This window comes from Streptomyces sp. Ru71, from assembly GCF_002920535.1.
Taxonomy (GTDB): Bacteria; Actinomycetota; Actinomycetes; order Streptomycetales; family Streptomycetaceae; genus Streptomyces.
In genome coordinates, this window is the sequence record NZ_PQSS01000013.1 from 77,037 (window position 1) to 94,320 (window position 17,284).

At 67.8% G+C, this 17,284-nt stretch carries 14 protein-coding genes and 6 pseudogenes; 12 read left to right on the plus strand and 8 right to left on the minus strand.

All coding sequences use genetic code 11. The annotated features are described in order from the left end of the window. The first annotated feature begins 646 nt into the window (after positions 1-646). The 4 genes and pseudogenes from C3489_RS39840 to C3489_RS11105 all read left to right on the plus strand — a co-directional run bounded on the left by C3489_RS39840 (position 647) and on the right by C3489_RS11105 (position 3,644). On the plus strand, positions 647-1,297 hold the full coding sequence (locus C3489_RS39840) for a muconolactone Delta-isomerase family protein (protein WP_103781585.1): 651 nt from the start codon (positions 647-649) through the stop codon (positions 1,295-1,297). Between the two features lie 61 nt (positions 1,298-1,358). Beyond that, positions 1,359-1,580 (plus strand): annotated as a pseudogene (locus tag C3489_RS11095) (transposase); the annotation flags it as partial. A 297-nt stretch (positions 1,581-1,877) separates the two neighbouring features. After that, the gene (locus C3489_RS11100; RefSeq protein ID WP_103781633.1) at positions 1,878-2,999 is read left to right on the plus strand and encodes a PP2C family protein-serine/threonine phosphatase; all 1,122 of its coding nucleotides are present in this window, start codon (positions 1,878-1,880) and stop codon (positions 2,997-2,999) included. Positions 3,000-3,152: 153 nt separating this feature from the next. Next, on the plus strand, positions 3,153-3,644 hold the full coding sequence (locus C3489_RS11105) for a DUF5994 family protein (protein ID WP_103781586.1): 492 nt from the start codon (positions 3,153-3,155) through the stop codon (positions 3,642-3,644). A gap of 306 nt (positions 3,645-3,950) precedes the next feature. Here C3489_RS11105 and C3489_RS11115 read toward each other — a convergent pair whose 3' ends face one another. Both C3489_RS11115 and C3489_RS11120 read right to left on the minus strand, forming a co-directional pair. Beyond that, positions 3,951-4,172 carry a hypothetical protein gene (locus C3489_RS11115; RefSeq protein ID WP_103781588.1) on the minus strand — a complete coding sequence of 74 codons (222 nt, stop codon included), beginning with the start codon at positions 4,170-4,172 and terminating at the stop codon, positions 3,951-3,953. A 12-nt stretch (positions 4,173-4,184) separates the two neighbouring features. Further along, on the minus strand, positions 4,185-4,421 hold the full coding sequence (locus tag C3489_RS11120; protein ID WP_103781589.1) for a DUF6207 family protein: 237 nt from the start codon (positions 4,419-4,421) through the stop codon (positions 4,185-4,187). A gap of 256 nt (positions 4,422-4,677) precedes the next feature. Between C3489_RS11120 and C3489_RS11125 the strand changes: the two genes are divergently transcribed. Then, positions 4,678-5,358, plus strand: coding sequence for an HNH endonuclease family protein (locus C3489_RS11125; protein WP_258054640.1), 681 nt, complete (start codon positions 4,678-4,680; stop codon positions 5,356-5,358). 141 nt (positions 5,359-5,499) lie between these two features. Here the strand turns inward: C3489_RS11125 and C3489_RS11130 are convergent. The 4 genes and pseudogenes from C3489_RS11130 to C3489_RS11145 form a co-directional block, all read right to left on the minus strand. Beyond that, positions 5,500-6,317: pseudogene (locus C3489_RS11130) on the minus strand (IS5 family transposase). Positions 6,318-6,534: 217 nt separating this feature from the next. Next, positions 6,535-7,308 carry a transposase gene (locus C3489_RS11135; RefSeq protein ID WP_103781590.1) on the minus strand — a complete coding sequence of 258 codons (774 nt, stop codon included), beginning with the start codon at positions 7,306-7,308 and terminating at the stop codon, positions 6,535-6,537. A gap of 39 nt (positions 7,309-7,347) precedes the next feature. Further along, complete coding sequence (locus C3489_RS11140; protein WP_103781591.1) at positions 7,348-8,082, minus strand: hypothetical protein; 735 nt, start codon at positions 8,080-8,082, stop codon at positions 7,348-7,350. A gap of 112 nt (positions 8,083-8,194) precedes the next feature. Then, positions 8,195-9,097: a hypothetical protein gene (locus tag C3489_RS11145; RefSeq protein ID WP_258054642.1), complete on the minus strand. Its 903-nt coding sequence runs from the start codon at positions 9,095-9,097 to the stop codon at positions 8,195-8,197. 174 nt (positions 9,098-9,271) lie between these two features. On the opposite strand from C3489_RS11145, the pseudogene C3489_RS11150 reads away from it, so the two are divergent. The 4 genes and pseudogenes from C3489_RS11150 to C3489_RS11160 form a co-directional block, all read left to right on the plus strand. Further along, positions 9,272-9,529, plus strand: a pseudogene (locus C3489_RS11150) (maleylpyruvate isomerase N-terminal domain-containing protein); the annotation flags it as partial. A 224-nt stretch (positions 9,530-9,753) separates the two neighbouring features. Further along, positions 9,754-10,530: pseudogene (locus C3489_RS11155) on the plus strand (IS5 family transposase); the annotation flags it as partial. Continuing rightward, positions 10,504-10,779 carry a ribonuclease domain-containing protein gene (locus C3489_RS40005; RefSeq protein ID WP_374936732.1) on the plus strand — a complete coding sequence of 92 codons (276 nt, stop codon included), beginning with the start codon at positions 10,504-10,506 and terminating at the stop codon, positions 10,777-10,779. The pseudogene C3489_RS11155 and the gene C3489_RS40005, both read left to right, overlap by 27 nt. Before the next feature lie 102 nt (positions 10,780-10,881). Continuing rightward, a complete protein-coding gene (locus tag C3489_RS11160; RefSeq protein ID WP_181139628.1) occupies positions 10,882-11,193 on the plus strand; it encodes a barstar family protein in 312 nt (103 codons plus the stop codon). 1,209 nt (positions 11,194-12,402) lie between these two features. On the opposite strand, the gene C3489_RS11170 is transcribed toward C3489_RS11160, so the two are convergent. Next, positions 12,403-14,463 carry an NACHT domain-containing protein gene (locus tag C3489_RS11170; RefSeq protein WP_146075307.1) on the minus strand — a complete coding sequence of 687 codons (2,061 nt, stop codon included), beginning with the start codon at positions 14,461-14,463 and terminating at the stop codon, positions 12,403-12,405. 343 nt (positions 14,464-14,806) lie between these two features. Next, a pseudogene (locus C3489_RS11175) lies at positions 14,807-15,169 on the minus strand (XRE family transcriptional regulator); the annotation flags it as partial. Positions 15,170-15,270: 101 nt separating this feature from the next. On the opposite strand from C3489_RS11175, the pseudogene C3489_RS11180 reads away from it, so the two are divergent. The 3 genes and pseudogenes from C3489_RS11180 to C3489_RS11190 form a co-directional block, all read left to right on the plus strand. Further along, positions 15,271-15,633 (plus strand): annotated as a pseudogene (locus C3489_RS11180) (Scr1 family TA system antitoxin-like transcriptional regulator); the annotation flags it as partial. A 530-nt stretch (positions 15,634-16,163) separates the two neighbouring features. Continuing rightward, positions 16,164-16,394 (plus strand): hypothetical protein, encoded by a 231-nt coding sequence (locus C3489_RS11185; RefSeq protein ID WP_103781595.1) that lies wholly within the window; start codon positions 16,164-16,166, stop codon positions 16,392-16,394. Beyond that, positions 16,391-17,275 (plus strand): helix-turn-helix domain-containing protein, encoded by an 885-nt coding sequence (locus C3489_RS11190; RefSeq protein ID WP_103781596.1) that lies wholly within the window; start codon positions 16,391-16,393, stop codon positions 17,273-17,275. Before C3489_RS11185 ends, C3489_RS11190 begins: the two co-directional genes overlap by 4 nt. Positions 17,276-17,284 lie beyond the last annotated feature (9 nt).

Sequence of the window (17,284 nt, forward strand, 5' to 3'; positions counted from 1 at the left end):
CCAAGAGCACCTTGCGGTTGTCCGCTGCCAGCTGCACCCCCTGGGCCTTCTTCTGCCGCACCCGTTCGCGAGCCTTGTCCTGCCATTCCGTCCGGCCCGCGCCGCCCCGGTCCGTTCCGGCTCGGCGGCCTGGACGGCCTCGCCGACCGTATCCGGAATTGTTCGGGCGGCGCCGGAGCCGGTCGGGACGTAACGTATTTGGGAACTGGCCCGAGACACCGGACTGTCGGCCCTGACCAGTCGGCTTGCTCCGCAGTTTGGATAACGACATGGGCTCGACGAAGAAGGTTGTTATCGTCACCGGCGCATCCAAGGCATTGGTGCAGGTGTCGCCGAGGCATATCGCAAACGAGGATACGCGCTCGTCGCAGTCGCGCGGTCCATCCCGGCGTCGGATGATCCGGACGTCCTCGCTGTCTCCGGCGACCTGTCGCAGCCGGGTACCGGCGCCAAGATCGTTGACCAGGCGATGGCTCCGTCACCGACCGGCCACCACTGCCGGTGTTACTCGCCGTGCTCGCGGTCGCCACGCTGGACGGCAACAGGGTCCCGCACTACCAGGTCTCCAAACTCGACTGAGCGCACAAGTCGGCTGACCCAAAACGACAGGCAACTGATCGGTACCGACCTCCTAAGGAAATGTTCCATGGAATACCTCGTGACGATGACCACCCGAGTTCCCGAAGGAACTTCAGAGGCCGAGGTTGACGGAATCCGGGCCCGCGAGGCCGCGCACACCCGCGAGCTCGCAGCTCAGGGGCGGGTCCTGCGCCTGTGGCGTCCACCTCTGGGGCCGGGAGAGTGGCGCACGATCGGGCTGTTCGCGGCGGACGGACCTGATGATCTCGAACGGACGCTGGCATCCATGCCCCTGCGGATTTGGCGAACAGATAAGCCCACCCCACTCGGCGCGCACGCCAACGACCCCGGGAGCGGCACCGTGCCGTCAGCGGCGGACGAAGGGGAATACCTGGTCACGTTCAACGTCGCCATACCGGAAGGCACGGACTTGCAGGCCGTTGAAGAGATGGAATCAGGTGAGGCCCGACGCGCGCAGGAGTTGGCCGCGGAAGGCCGCCTCGTCCGCCTTTGGACACTGCCAGGACATGGCCGCAACCTCAGTCTCTGGCAAGCGCCAGCAGTCGACGTGCTCCAAAAGGCCTTGGGCTCGCTGCCGATGACGGCGGCCGACTGGCTGACTTCGGAGACCGTGCCTCTCACCAGGCACCCCAGCGACCCCGCCACCGTCAAGCACGACGAGCCCACCCCGGGCGCTGCCGGTACGCCCACGACGTGACGGTGGCGTCTAGTACTGCACCCGACTTGATCATGGTTGACTTGGCGAATGATTGATCCCGCTGGAACGCAAGAACGGGTGGTCGCTGGCGGAACGAGCCGGCGAGGGCTGCCCGGACGGAATGCAGCGCCTGCTGAACTCGGCTGACTGGGACGCTGATGCGGTGCGTGACGACGTGCGGGACTTCGTGGTCGAGAGCATCGGTGACAAGAGCGCGGTGCTGATCGGCGACGACACAGGCTTCCTCAAGAAGGGCACCCGCTCGGCCGGCGTCCAGCGCCAGTAGGTCGGCTTGCTTCGCGACGGCTCGTGGTCGTGCCGAACGGTCTGCAGGCCGGCCTCTCGGCGGTGTCGACTGGCGGGGTGGAGCGTGACCGGGGGCGTTACGAGCTGCCGTCGGGCGTAATGGAAGGACCGGCTCGGGGAACCGCACCAGAGGGCCGGGGCTGATCGCGCCCGGGCCGATTGCACGCGGCGGGAGGATACGGCGGTGAGCAGGTACGGTGAGCGGCGGTCTGCCGCACCGGGGCCCGACCGGTCGGATGGGCCCAGTGAACGCCTGCTGGGCGCGCTGCTGGACATGGCACATGGGCTTTCACCCGCGCTGATCGGCCCGCTGATCGTTGCCGAGGTGGGTAGGCTCGGCGGTCGTGACCTGGCGCTCCTGCTGCAGGACTACGGCCAGCTGGCACTGGTGCCGCTGTCGGGGCTGGGGCTGGCGGCGGGGGAGCCGGTGCCGATCGACGGCTCACCTGCGGGTTCGGCCTTCCTGCGAGGCGTCCCCGTCGAGGTGCCGCAGGCCGATGGCGTGCGGGTGTACCTGCCGTTGCTGGACGGCGGCGATGAGGTCGGGGTGCTGACCTTCACTCTGGACGCCGTGGTCGACGAGGACCGGCGGTTCCTTCGCCGGTTCGCTGCCCTGGTCGCGGATCTGCTGATCACCAAGAGCGGCTACACCGACCGGATCTTCCAGGCCCGCCGCCTGGAACCGATGAGTGTGGCCGCCGAGATCCAGTGGTCGCTGCTGCCACCGCTTTCGATGACCGTCGCCCGGGTCGCCGTGGCAGGAATCCTCGAACCCGCGTACCAGGTGGCCGGCGACAGCTTCGACTACGCGCTCAACGACGATGTCCTGCACGTGGCAACGATCGACGCGATGGGGCACGGGCTGGACGCCGCGACCATGGCGACCGTTGCCATCGGCGCGTACCGGCACGCCCGGCGAGCCGACATCGGGCTGGCGGAGATCTACGCGTTCATGGACCGGGCCATCGCCGAGCAGTTCGGGCCCGACCACTTCGTCACCGCGCAGATGATGCGCCTGGACACGGTGAGCGGCCATCTGCAGTGGGTTAACGCCGGTCATCCGCAGCCGCTGCTGATTCGTGACCACGTTGTCCTCGAGCGGCTGGAGAGCGCCACCACCCTGCCGGTCGGGTTCGGCGGCGAGGAGCCGGTGATCAGCGAGCGGGTGCTTCGGCACGGTGATCGGGTCCTGTGCTTCACCGACGGCCTGGTCGAGGAGCGCGAGGCTGGCGGGGAGCAGTTCGGGGAGGATCAGTTCATCGACTGGGTCAACCGCGTCGAACGCTCGCAGGACGGGGTGCGAGCTGTGGTGCGCGCGCTCTCCCATGTCTTGAAGGAGAAGCGCGGTGGGCGTACGAGCGACGATGCCACTCTGTTCCTGATCGAGTGGTACTGAGACACCGCCACCCCTCCTGGGGTTCCCGTGATCGGTCGGATCCGCCGGTGCGGGCGGAGTACGGTGGGAGTACCGGTGGCAGCCCGAGCTGGCGCTTCCGAGGGCTGGCGCTCACTCGGCGGCCCGGTCTCTGCCAATGGACAGGTGGCAGCCATGTCGGACGAAACAAGGGCCTCCCACTACGGGTTCCTGCCCGACCGGTTCGAGCAGGCGGCGAGGCCGGGGACGGTCCTGTTGCGCCTGGAGACCACACAGTCGCGCGAGGGCACGCTCGATGGCGCGTGGTGGCCGCATTCCCGGGACGTAGCCGCCGAGCTGCCCGGTCTGGTCAGGGCCTTGACCGAACACCTCGGCCCGGTCGCGAGCGTGGGTCTGGATGCCGACGCATGGGACAACATCCCGTCCAGGCTGGTCATCGACGGCCGGCCCGTGCACGTCGACAAGTTTCCGGTCGGCGACGACACCGTGATCATCACCCGCGGCGACCGCGATCACTTCAGTCTGCTCGTCGTCCCCCCGCATGCGAGCCAGGAGGCGGCCCTGGCGGCGATGGCCCGTGCGGCCCGGGCCGGCGGAACGGACTCCGCGCAGCAGATCCTTCTCACCACCGGCATCGGTTCCGAGCCACCGGCCGAAGCGACATGAGGCGAAGGCACACGGCGCCGGCTTCTCGTGCAGACAGGAAAAGTGACGTGGATCACGGCGGGCTCGGACGTGGAGACTCTGCGCTGCTGCTGGACGACGTAGCCCGTACGGGCGGGCGTGGGGGCGAGATCGGGGAGGTTCCCGCCGCCCTTCGGCAGGCGCCGGGGCCGACGCTCCGCGGGGGCTTCCGCCCGGGCGAGGGCTGTCTCCACTTCGGTGCGCTGGAGGCGCAGGTAGGTGCCGATCGTGTCTGTCTCGGCGATCTGCCGGTCGAGGTAGGCCAGGATCGCCTTCAGCCGCTCCGCGTCAGGAGTTAGCTGCGGCACGGCACCGCGCCCCACGCCCAGCCGCGTACAGCGCCGACGCGGCTGGCGTCCGTTCCCCGGCCCAGTGGGGGTGGAACAGCACCTCGGCCGACAGCTGGATGAGACGTCGCCGCAGCGCGGTGCGCGGCTGCACGGCGAGCCGGCGATAGGTGGTGTGCCACTCCTCAAGGGCCTGGTGGAGGTCGTCAGGAATCGGTCCCATGACCGGATTCAATCACGTGTTCGATTGTTCGTGCATGTCGTCCGAACCGCTTGGCTGGCGTAGGTCCAGGTAGCAGCGGAGCCGCACGCCGGGTTCACCGGGCACCCGACTCGTGCGCTCCGCTGTCGCGGTCGCCCACCGCGCGGCGAGTGCCTCCTGGAAAGCGAAGGCGGTCTCGTCATCGGCGGCCGCCACCTCCACCACGACCAGGCCCGGTTCGGCAACGTGAACTTCGTTGATCGGCTTCATGACCGGCAGTACGTCCTCAGGCTCGTCGTGGTTCTGCGACTCGGGCCTGGTTCACCCGACCGGGTAGTCCGTCTGCGGGCAGCGGCGGTGTAGCGGCCTGTCAGACCACCAGGTGCTGTCAGGGCACAGCGACCGGGCCGACCATCGCACTTAACCCCCGATCGGGTAGAGCCCCTGCCGCTTCCCGGGCGTGCCGCTTGCCGGGCCCGCTACGAAGATCACGACCAGTCGGTGATCTTCGAGAGGACCCCCCTTCGTGCGCTTCGCCCGTACCGCCGCCGCGGCCGCCACGCTTGCGGCCCTGCTGCTTCCCGCCAGCGCCCACGCCGCCCCGGCCGGCGCCGCAATGCGTGATCCCGGCCAGACGATCACCGAACCGGTGCGTGACGCCCTGGCCCAGCTGCCGATCGTGGACGAGGACCGCACCGGCTACCAGCGCGAGGCGTTCAAGCACTGGGTCGACGCCGACAAGGACGGCTGCAACACCCGCGCCGAGGTCCTCAAGGCCGAGGCCGTCATCGCACCCGAGCAGGGCCCGCGCTGCGCACTGTCCGGGGGAGAGTGGTACAGCCCTTATGACGACCGCTACATCCAGGGCCCGCGCGGCCTGGACATCGACCACCTCGTCCCGCTCGCCGAGGCCTGGGACTCCGGCGCCTCGGCCTGGTCGGCCGCGGAGCGGGAGGCCTACGCCAACGACCTGGGTGACGACCGGGCGCTGATCGCGGTGTCGGCGGCGTCGAACCGGTCGAAGGCGGACCAGGATCCCACCACGTGGCTGCCGCCGGCCGAGGGATACCGCTGCCAGTACGTCACCGACTGGATCGCCGACAAGCTGCGGTGGAGCCTGAGCATCGACCCCAGCGAAGAGGCCGCCCTGGCGGAGAACCTCAGCCGCTGCCCCAACGCGCCGATCACCGTCACGCTCGCCCGGTAAAGCGCCCCGGTCCTGTAGGCGACGGCCGTTCACGACCACGCTCACGCCCGCGGCAGCGGACGGTTTCCCAGCCGTCCGCTGCCGCGTCGTATGCCATCGTGACGGAGCGTCTTGCCGAAGCCGTCGCTGGCCTTAGAGGTCCTAACAAAGGCGTTGGACGTGGCGGTGGGTGATGAGGCAGGTGGCGAGGCTGAGGAAGGCTTCGTGGATGTCGTCGTGTCTCTCCCAGCGGATACGCAGGCGGCGGAAGCCGTGCAGCCAGGAGATCGTCCGCTCGACGACCCAGCGCAAGATGCCCAGGCCGGGACTGTGCGGCTGCCCGCGCTCGGCGATCACGGGCCGGATGCCCCGCTGCCAGAGCAGGCGCCGGTACTTGTCGTGGTCGTAGCCTCGGTCGGCGAAGAGTATGTCAGGCCGTCTGCGTGGCCGCCCGACGGCGCCGGCAACCACGGGGACCTTGTCCAGCAAGGGCAGGAGCTGAGTGACGTCGTTGCGGTTGCCGCCGGTCAGCGACACCGCGAGCGGGACGCCCTGGCCGTCGACAAGGACGTGGTGCTTGCTGCCCGGCCGTGCGCGGTCGACCGGGCTGGGACCGCTTTTGGGCCCCGCCGGGCTGCCCGCACATGCGAGGAGTCGATCACCGCCCGCGACCAGTCGAGCTTCTTCGCCGACCGCAGCTTCTTCAGCAGCACCCGGTGCAGTTCCTCCCACACGCCGGCCTCGTTCCAGGTCGCCGGGCGCCGCCAGCAGGTCATGCCGGATCCAAAGCCCAGGTCCTGCGGCAGGTACTCCCACTGGATCCCGGTATGCAGCACGAACAGAATCCCGCACAGGGCCTGCCGGTCCGGCACCCGCGGGCGGCCCGCTACCAGCTTCGGACCCGGCTCCGGCAGCAACGGCTCGATGAGCGACCACAGTTCGTCCGACACGATCCACGGCCGCGACTGGCGTTTCCCCACGATGGGACCAACGAGCAGACAAGCCGACGGTCACTTGATCAACAACTTCTGTTAGGACTTCTTAAGGGACAGCGAGCCTCGGAAGCTGAGGGGTTCAATCCGGACAACCATCCCTCATATCAAACCCGCGACGGTAAGGTGCATGAAGGTACGCTGCACCTAAGCGTTGTCCCGTAAATGATCTACGGCATGCTGGTTGACCATCGCCGTTCCCCGGTCACCTGGCGAGGGTGAGGTTGTGCAGGCGGGCGATGCCGAGCATGGCGTGGTGGACGCCGTCACCTTTGAGGCGGCAGTCGCGGAGGATCTTCCAGGTCTTCATGCGGGCGAAGGTGTGCTCAATGCGGGCGCGGACCTTGCGGTGTGAGCGGTTGTGCTCCTCTTTCCAGGCCGGAAGGCCATCCTGGCCGGGTGCGCGGCGGTGCGGGATGACCAGGCCGGTGCCCCGATAGCCGCCGTCGGCGATTACCGTGGTGCGGCCGACGGCGGCCTTGGCGCCGGACAGATACCACGCCTTGCAGTCGTTGCGGTTGCCGGGCAGCGGCCGGCCGACGGCGACGACGAGTCGGGTGTCGGCGTCGATGACGACCTGGTGGTTGGTGGAGTACCGGTAGTTCTTGGACTGCTCGGCGATGCTGTGGTCGCGGGTGGCGACCAGGGTGCCGCCCACGATCAGGACGGGGTCTGTGCGGAACCGTTTGCGCTGCTGGGGGGGGGCGAGCGCGGGTCCGAGGTGGTCGATGATGCGGTCGGCCGCGGACTTGGACACCCCGAACAGCGGTGCCAGTTGGCGCAGGGTGAGGTTGGTGCGCCAGTAGGCGGCGACCAGCAGCACCCGGTCCTCCAGCGGCAGGCCCCACGGCCGGCCCCTGCGGACCGGGTCGGCGCCCTCGCGCCGGAGCGCGGTGATCAGCTTGCCGAATTGCCTCGGGCTCAGCCCGCTGAACGGGGGTATCCACGCGGGATCCGAAGCCGTGATGACGCCAGCCATTTCAAGATCATCGCAAGCGACCGGACCGCCTCTCCCTGTTCAGTACGCTTCGAGGGCTGGGGGAAGGTTCGCGGCCGTGTGCGTCTCCGCAATGTTGAACACACTCGCGCAAGCCGGACACTCTGCCCGGCCAAAGACGTATCTGATCCCCTCGGCGAGCCGCTGCTGCCCGTCCCAGCCAGCTGTGGCGTGCATCCATCGGCCCGGGTCGCGAAGCTCCTCGGCCGGGGCGGGCCTCAGCGACCGCCGCTCGATGTCGCCCTGATCCCAGTCTCGAATGGCCGCGTAGCAGCCGTAGTCGCCGACGGCGATGGTCACCTCCGCTTCGCAGCCGGGGCAGGACATGGTGTAGAAGTCGTCGGTGAAGTCCCCCAAGGAGGCGCTCCAGTGGTACTGCCCTGCAAGGGCGAGCAGATCACCGAAGAGGCGGCTGTAGTCGGCCGGACGCGTCCGAAGCCTCTGGTCTACGAGTTCCCGCAACCGGTCGACCTCGTTCGGACAGCCCGCGAGCAGGGCTTCACCGTCGGGATGTCGCAGCGTGCCACGCACGATGGCACTGGCCAGTTCGAGTGCCTGGGCACATGCGGGAGCTAGAGCTGCCAGGCGCGGTAGAGCTGCGAAGCTCGCCGTGGAGACTGTCTCACCGTGGAGGCAGAGACGGTCCCACAGCTCGTCCCAGGCCTCCGGAACTTCCTCTCGCTCCACCTGATCCAGGAGCAGTGGCACGCGCCCAACCGCCCCGTGAGCATCGACCACCTGCGTCCAGTCCGTCACGAGGGCATTCAACTGTTCCCACAGCCACGCTGCCAACTTGCAGGACGGCAGGGCAACGAGCCTCCCTGGCCATGGCGGGACAGCCCTTAGTACGTCCTGCGAGGCGCCGTTCCTAGCGCATCAGCAGTCCCCGCATCCCCAGCCCATAGTGCACGCGCAGCCGGTGCAGCTCCCACAGGCCCACCGCCGTGACGGAGAGCGGGGCGCCCAGGATGAACACGTACCGGATCACCGTCGGCACGCCCTCGTGGGCGCCGGTGAACATGTCGATCAGTGCCATCTCCCACGCCAACGCCATGACCAGCAGCGGCGGCACCGTCTCGTGGATGTCCGCGGTGCGGAACACGTGCTGGACGGCGAGTCCCACGCCCCAGACGACGAACGGCGTCACCCAGAAGAGGATGAAGAGGGTGAACGCGAGGATGAGGCCCTTCGTCACGGTGAAATGGCCCTCCACGAGGGGTTCCTGGCCCTCGAAGAACCCTGAGAGCACGATGATCGGGAAGACGGAGGCCGCCGCCATCATGGCCACGATCGCGCCGAAGCACCGCCCCGCCCGGCGCAGCAGGTCCCGTCGCGCCGCCGGAGCGGCCAGGCCGTACAGGATGCCGACGACGACCGGGAGGGTCGCCGCCAGCACGAGGGCGCTGGTCCACGACTTGTCGACCTGCTCGTCCGCCGCATCGCTGAGCTTGGGGGCGAGCTTGTAGGCGTAGGACATCCACAGGAACGCGCCGACGCCGACCAGGGTCCTGATCTTTCGCATCCGCGCCACCTCGGGATCCGAGACGATGCCCGGCCGTGACGGGGTGAAGACCCTGCGCGCGGTGTGGATGGGGCCGATCCGCCGCCGCAGCCGGGTGATCGGCCCGCCCGGCGGCGGCACCGGCGGCCCCGGGTAGGGCGGCTGGGGCTGTGGCGGCACGTAGGGCTGGGGCGGATAGGGCTGAGGTGGCTGCGGCTGGTAGGGCTGCGGCCCCTGGGGCGGCTGTCCGCCCGGGTTCCAGTTGCTCATCGTTCGTCCCCCGATATGCGAGTGTGCGCCGCGATGGCCGCGATCGCCGAGTGTATTGAGCACACAGGTTCCGCGCAGCCTTCGCCCCGGGTTGTGCACCGAACGGCCACAATTATGCAAGCATGCTTGCTTGCTTGTTTTCTTCGGCGCTGCCATGCCCGAGGGGAGCGTCCCGTGTCCGATCCGACGCCCGTGTTCGACGACCTGCGAGAGAAGAGCGAGGAACTCGACCGGCTGGTGGCCGAGTTGAAAGCCGCGCAGTGGGCGCTCGCCACCCCGGCGCCCGGTTGGAGCGTCGCCCACCAGATCGCGCATCTCGCCTGGACGGACCATTCGGCGCTGCTGGCCGCGACCGACACGGACGCCTTCCACGTCCTGGTGGAGAAGGCGCTGGTGTCGCCGGGCTCCTTCGTCGACGACGGTGCCCAGGAGGACCGGCTCTGGTCGTCAGCGTCGACTACCGCCTCGCACCCGAAACTCCGTACCCAGGGTTCCAGATCGCATCGCACCAGGGTGGCACCCGGGAACGGCCGCCATCACTCGCCCCGCCGTGACCCAAGCGAAACCGCCTCATGGCGAGGCCTGCTCCGTCTTAGAGGTCCTAACAGAAGCTGATGATCATGTGACTGCCGGTTCGGTTGTTCGTTGGTGTAGCCGTGGGGAAGCACCAGCCGAGGCCGTGGATCGTCTCGGATGAACTGTGGTCGTTGATCGAGCCGTTGCTGCCCGAGCCAGGCCCGAAGCTGGTCGCAGGCCGGCCTCGGGTGCCGGACCGGCAAGCATTGTGCGGGATCTTGTTCGTGCTGCACACCGGGATCCAGTGGGAGTACCTGCCGCAGGAGTTGGGCTTCGGTTCGGGCATGACCTGCTGGCGGCGCCCGGCCGCCTGGAACGAGGCCGGTGTGTGGGACGAACTGCACGTGGTGCTGCTGAAGAAGCTGCGGTCGGCGAAGAAGCTGGACTAGTCTCGGGCGGTGATCGACTCCTCGCATGTGCGGGCGGCGCGGCGGGGCCCAAAAGCGGTCCCAGCCCGGTCGACCGCGCACGGCCGGGCAGCAAGCACCACGTCCTGACCGATGGGCAGGGCGTCCCGCTCGCGGTGTCGCTGACCGGCGGCAACCGCAACGACGTCACTCAGCTCCTGCCCTTGCTGGACAAGGTCCCCGCCGGTTGCCAGCGCCGTCGGGCGGCCACGCAGACGGCCTGACATACTCTTCGCCGACCGAGGCTACGACCACGACAAGTACCGGCGCCTGCTCTGGCAGCGGGGCATCTGGCCCGTGATCGACGAGCGCGGGCAGCCGCACAGTCCCGGCCTGGGCATCTTGCGCTGGGTCGTCGAGCGGACGATCTCCTGGCTGCACGTCTGCCGCCGCCTGCGTATCCGCTGGGAGAGACGCGACGACATCCACGAAGCCTTCCTCGGCCTCGCCGCCACGGGAACAGTCCCTACTGGTCCGACCGCAAGGAGATGGGGCATTCCATTTAGGAATCGAGAAGGAAAGTTGCCTGGTGGGCAGGGGGCCAGCTCTCCCTACCGCGAGTATCGTGTGGAGCCGCCACCCGGCACTCCAGGGGCTGGCCCTCTTCGCGTGGTCCGCAACGATCAGACGGGTGAGACGTACGACACATGGACGCACTATGGTGATTCCGGAGATCCGGCATTTGTTCAGGTTCGGTGATCGGGCATGACGGGTTTTAAGTCAGGGCTTACGTGGGTCCGTGGTGATGAAATCTATTCTCTTGCGAGTAGTGTCGCCCGGCAGGGTTATTGCGTGTACTCCATGACCACTGCCGGTGGTACGGGTCGCGCGGCATTCTTCAACGCCGTTCGCGCGGTACTTCCGTTGGATCCCCCGGTGGTAGGCTCGCAAAGCTTGGACGCGCTTTCTGATTCGCTCTGGGGCGGGATCTACTCAACCGATGACCAGAAACTGGCGATCATTTGGGAAGACTCGTTGCATTTTTTCGAGGATTCTCCGGAGGGATTTGAGGACGCATGTTCGGTACTGGCTGAAGTCGCCGAGTCTCTAGCCGATGAGACGTTTACAGTCGGACGCCCAAAACAGGTTCGTGTCTTCGTTTCAAGAGAGTAGTTCTTGGTTGAACCCGAGCACAGCGCAGTTCCGATGGTGGCTCCTTCAACTGCATGTGATTGCTGGCCGCCGACCGATGTGATCCTCCCTGGAGGGTGACAGGCTGAGATCCTGTGGTGCGGGTTCTTCTTAGCCCGCACCACACCTCAGCTTCTCCGTGCAATGAATTTTGGAGCCCGGCCGGAAGTCCTTCCGGCCGGGCTCCAAATGGCACGTTTCGGCCCCGATGAGGACTGGTCGATCTCGCGGAGCTGGCGATCGGTAGGAAGACGGCGACGCTATTAGCTACTTGACCGATCCTGACATGTTCGACTGGGTGACTGCGGATATCGGCGATCTTGAAACTGTCGTGCAGGCCTTGGAGGCCGCGCGCGTCGGACACGGCTCCTGTGCAGTAATTTTCACCTTGGGGGATTCGGGTGTAGGTGGATCGTTTCTCGTGCACTCCTTCGGTGAATCGGTGAGCCTTGAGCCGATAAGAAACACAGTTCTTCGCGGAGACGGAAGTGGCTTCGTGGACTTCGAATGGTATTTGTCCAGAGTTGTGCCCTGTCTTCGCGACGTAGGCGTTTCCGGCTTCACGGTGACTGACCTCCCGTAGGTAATTTGCTGGCAAATGGGTTGTATGGTGTCAGGGTCTCGCCCGGATTGTCTCTTAAATGATCGAATTGCCGAGTCGGTCAACTTTTTCTGGGGCTCTGCCCGCAGAGGGGACGTTGCAGAAGCGGCCAATACCGAGCATGGCGTGACGAACGTGCGATCTGAACTGGGAGCAGATGAACCGCTTCGTCCGTGGTGTGTGGGCCGGGGCCATCCGCTATCACGCGGGCCGGTACTGGGTGTACTTCAACACCCAGGCGGGGGCTTCTTCATGACGTCGGCCCCCTCGCCGTCCGGGCCGTGGCATCCGCTGACGGTGGTGTGGCGGACCTCCGGCTAGGAGACCCATGCCCGTTCTGGGACGACGCCGGCCAGGGCTACCTGGTCACCAGCCACTACTCGGACAGCTACAAGATCAACATGTCAGGACCTGCCCTCTCCCGGCCCCGCCACCAGCGGATGACCGAAGGCTGGCGGCGACGCTGAGCATGGCATCGCGTTCATGAACATCCAACCCCTCACGGATACGCAAGCGAGCCCGGACCGATCAGTCGGTCCGGGTGTTACTGGGCGCTTGAGTTGGCCGTTTTAGCCGATCCGCCCGTGCGCCTAGGAGACGTCCCGGCGGGCCAGATGGCGTTGCAGGGTGAGGTGGCGGAATTGGTAGACGGTACCTACACGGCGCAGGACTCCCCGGCGTACGTGAGCGTCTGCCAGGAAGCGCATCAGACGCCATGGGAGACGCCGTTGGGCGGCCAGCAGCATGCGTGCCGTTGAGTATCGCCACCACATTGCACCGCCTGTGGCCAGAAAAGTACCGAAGGCCAGGCCGCACAGGACTCCAAGCTGCCAACGGGTACCGAGTCCGACGACGGAGCCGGCAGCGAGGGCGCCGGTGATCCACAGGCCGATGAACACCCGGCGGTCGACGGTCAGGAGATCATGCGGACTGAGCGCGGCGGAAGTTGTAGGGACGCCGGCGCTCAACCCGCCCGCGAGACCACCGACCAGGGCGGCACCCACCGCGGTCGTGACCGCGTTCCACAGGCCGAACGGCAGGCCGAGTACCAGCCCAGCCACGAGCCCGGAGCCGGCTCCCACAACGACGAAGATGTTGGGCAGCCAGCCAATGCGGATGTTGGGCCCCGAGTGCTCGTGCACAGGGGTGAACAGGGCGCCTGCCGTGGCGCTGGCGCAGAGGAGGGCCACCACCAGGATGCCGCCGCCCAGCACCGGCCAGCCAAGGAGGAGACCGGCGAGCAGGCTGGTGAGCAGGCCGGCGAAACCGAGTGCGAGTATCAGACGGCGGGTCGGGAAGGACGCCGAAAGCTGCCACCAGGCGATGTGAGGACTGCCGGCCAGAGTGTCCTCCAAGTGACGGGCGAGGAAGGCCAGATATCGCTCGGCCTGCTCCAGACTCCAGGGGCAGGGGTGGGAGGGGTGGGGGCGGTAGGCAGCCGGAAGGAACGCGCGGAAAAGGTGATGTTCAACAGCGGCCCGGGAGGACCGGTCGATGTCGAGGAGGGCGTCGGGGTGGGGGATCTCAGCGGTTGATTCGCCCGGACGCGGGTTGTAGATGGTACGGGCCAGGAAGAGTCCGAGCGGGGTGCTCAGTGCCTGCGCCAGCGGCGAGCCGGGGTCGTCCTGCAGCGCGTTCGCTGTCCTGGACCAGCGGCCGGCGTTCCGGCCGGTTCCCTCCCCGGCGTCCCGGCTCAGGTAAGCGGTGGCCACGGCGGCGTTGAGGGGCTTGAGGACGATCCCGGCAACGCCGTTCAGCCGTACGACGGTGGCGTTCCGTGCCGGTGCGAGGGCCTGCCCGTATTCTGCGGTGCGGCTGGACAGAACGAGTGGGTGCTGGGCAGGAAGCGCCTCGTTGAGCGACTGCAGGGCGTGGGGACGGACAGCACGGGGCAGCTCGTCCAGACCGTCGAAGAGAGGGATCACTAACCCGTTGTCGATCAAGGCGCGGGCCAGGGAGTCGTCCCGCAGCCCGGATCCCGCGCCGATGCCTGCGGCGGGGGATCCAAGCATCGGATACTCCCGGATCAGCTGGTGGGTCATCCAGGCGCGCAGGTCCTGGCGCGTCGGGTCGAAGGTAGCCAAGGGGAACAGAAACGGCAGGGGGCCGCCTGGCTCGCGGTGAGCAGGGCTGAGCAACGCAAGCAGGAGCCGGATCAACAGCATCGTCTTGCCGGCGCCCGGCTCCCCAAGAACCACAAGTCTGCGTGTCGGGATGCGCTGGAGGAAGACCTCCTCGATGTCGTTCCCTGAGCCGTTGAGCCCCTCGGGGCCGTCGGCCCAGCGGCTGGGATCGTTCGACGGGCCGCCGGGGGCTTGCTCAGCAGCGGCGCGCAACAGGGCCCAGTCTTCCGCCGAGTCGGGATCGGCCGCCTCCCATGCAACGGGCAGCGGGTACGGATCGTTCAGTCGCCGGACCCGGGTCTCCGCCTCCCACTGGCGCCGCGCCGCTTCTGCCAGCATGTCAGCGGCTTCCCCGAGTGAGACACTGCCGGGTCCCGGTGTTCCCCACCGCAGCCGGAAGGCTGTAAACACCAGCGGCGGCAGGCCCAGCAGCGCGGTCACCACACCGATCACCTTGCCCACGGCGTCGACCCGGTCCACGCCCCAAGCCCACAGGACTCCGGTCACGGCCAGCAGCACCACCGCCACGTACAACCGACTCAGCCACCGCGTTCCCCCGCCCATGCCCCAGGTCCTTTACTCCGCGCCGTCCGGTCCCACTCGATCTTGCCGCAGGGGGAAGGCTGGTAGTGAGAGACCTACCGGAGAGGCATACCTCTCGTCCAAGGAGCCTTCACAGGGTCGCCAAGGCGCCTGCTCCGCTCACGTCACGACCTCAGTTGTGAGGGTGACGAGGTACCTCGACACCTACGCCGAGCGTCACACCGAAGTCCTCGATCACCCAGCGCACAGCCCGCCAAGCAAAGCGCTCACTCGCCAACCGAAGCGCTCAGTCACACCGGGCTCGCGGGCTGCTCGGGGCGCGCGGCTGCTACAGGTCGAACTCGAGGTGCTCGATGTCCGTGAAGCGGACCTCCTCCAGCTGGCCGGCACGGCGGCCGCCGTCCTGGAAGTACACCTCCCTGAGCGCTTCGGCCGCGATCTCCTGGAGCCGGGCGTCGCTGGCGCCGGCCTCCTGGGGCTCGAAGAGGCGTGCGGCGTAGACGGGCGGCAGGGCGACGGTCAGATGCCGGATGCGGTCCTCGTCCGTCGACTCGATCAGCGCGGTGTAGCCCAAGCGGGCCCGCGTGTCGATGACGATGCCGCCCGTGCTCGCCGCCCTGGCCTTGGCCCGGATCTGCGGCTGCCACCGCCTCTTCACCTCGCGCTCCAGGCGCGCGGTGAGATCGGGTCGGCCGATGCAGCGCGGTCATCAGCTCCCGGCCCGTCATCGCGGTCGATCCGCGCGGCGTCATCACCCGCGACGCGTACACCCCGAGCAGCCGGGCGAGTTCCGTCGACGACAGCGCCGACGCCGCCCGCGCCCGAGTGGAGCAGTCCCACATCATCCGCCAGCCAGGCCACCGGTTCGTCGTCGTCATCGAGGAGGCGGCCCCGCACTACCAGGTCTGCAACGCCGATGGGATGGCCGCCCAGCTCGGCCACCTGCCGACGGCCGGCGCCCTACCGCAGGTGTCCCTCGGTATCATCCCGAGCCGTACCGCCGAGCGCACGCAGTGGCCCCGGGAGACCTTCCACATCTACGACGACCAGCTCGTCTCGGTCGAACTCGTCTCGGCCCGGGTGCGAATCACCCAGCCCTCCGAAATCGCCCTCTACCTGCGTGTCTTCGAGGAGCTGCGCACCGTGGCCGTGTAGGGCGCGGACGCTCGCGCCCTGATCGTCCCCGCCATCGAGGCCCTGCACTTACCACCGTCAGCGGACGAGAGCCGGTCTGTTCAGCCTCGCAATGCGCCGCGATACCCGCGTCCCGCGCCCTGCATCGTCCACGGGACCGCCACCCTCGCCTCGATCCGGCTCCGCCCATGATCAGCCGGACACCCTCCAACCGTGCGGCCCCCTCTTGGTTGGTTCTCAGCACAGGGGGCCGCACGGGAGCGCGGCGTCGAAGGGCGCCTATGCCTTCCATGATGACTGATGCCGTAGCGCCAAGGGGTGAAAGTGATGTATCCGCCCCAAAGTGCTGAATTTGCTGAGTTCTGGCTCCGTGATCAGGGTGGCGGGGGGTAGCGCACCGTGGCGCATCAGGCCATTGTTCCGTAACTCCTTGATCACGTGGCGTGGCAAGCCAAGGTGGGGTCATTCTGGCGGTCCTTCCTGATGGCGCTTCAGCACCGCCTGCAGGAAGGGAAGTTACTGCCTACCGTCATCACAGAAACCTTGAGCGCATGTCGAAGAAGGTGGTGACCGCCGCCGTCCTGGCGGTGGTCCTCACATGGAGCACGGTCATGATCGTGCTGGGACATGCGGCTGCGGCCGCGGTCCTACTGCCCTCCCTGGGCCTGCTCGTTCAGCAGATCGTCCAGGCCATCACGGCATACGACCGCCCTGGTCGCACCGCCGCTGACCCCATCGACGCCGCCCCCGCCGGACACGACGGCGAGGAGGCGGCACGGTGACGCACTCCCAAGAGGCACAACCCCCGCCAGTACCCACGGCCAGACGTGGCCGGCCTCCAGCACCCATCTCCCCAGCCGCCGGCCCATCCCACCGCGCCTGGCTCGAACCCGTACGCAGTGTCCTGTTCGCCAGCGGCCTGACCCTCGACGACCTCGTCGACCGCTCCGGGTACTCCAAGACCCGCATCAGCGAACTCCTTCGGGGCAACGGCTACTACCCACCATGGGAGATCACCTTCAGCGTCACTCGCGCCCTGGGTCTGCCCACCCAGCCCCTGCGCCGACTGTGGACCGCAGCTGCCCGCGAAGCCCACAAGGACAACGACTGGATCCGCCGTTCCATAAAGCAGGTCGCCCACGACGGCGAAGCCCCGCCCCTGCCTTACCGGGCACTCACCGAGGACGTCCAGGACACCTACACCTCCTACGCGCGCGCCTTCCTCCTCACAGACCAACGCGCCCGGTGGGTGGTCGCCGAAGCCTTCGACATCCTCTGGCTGTACTGGAACCAGGCCGCCGCCAGCGCAAACGTCTACCGCTACACCTGGCGCCTGTTCCGCTCCCGCGTCATGATCCGCGCCGCCCGCCACACCGACGGCCGTCCCGACCTGCGCGCCGCCGTCTTCTCCACCAGCGAGGTCCACGACCACACCACAGACCCCGGCCACTTCGTCGGCCTGACCGAGCTCATCGACCTGTTCAGCGCCATCACCCGCCTGCCCACCGACCAGATGGACCTTGCCGTCCTGCGCTACCTGTGCGGAATGCCCGACGACCAGATCGCCCACACCCTCGGCATCACCCCCGCCCTCACCCACGCCGTCGACCACCACGCCCGCGCCACCATCGAAACCATCATCAGCACCCCGAACCCGGAGTAACCGCGCGCC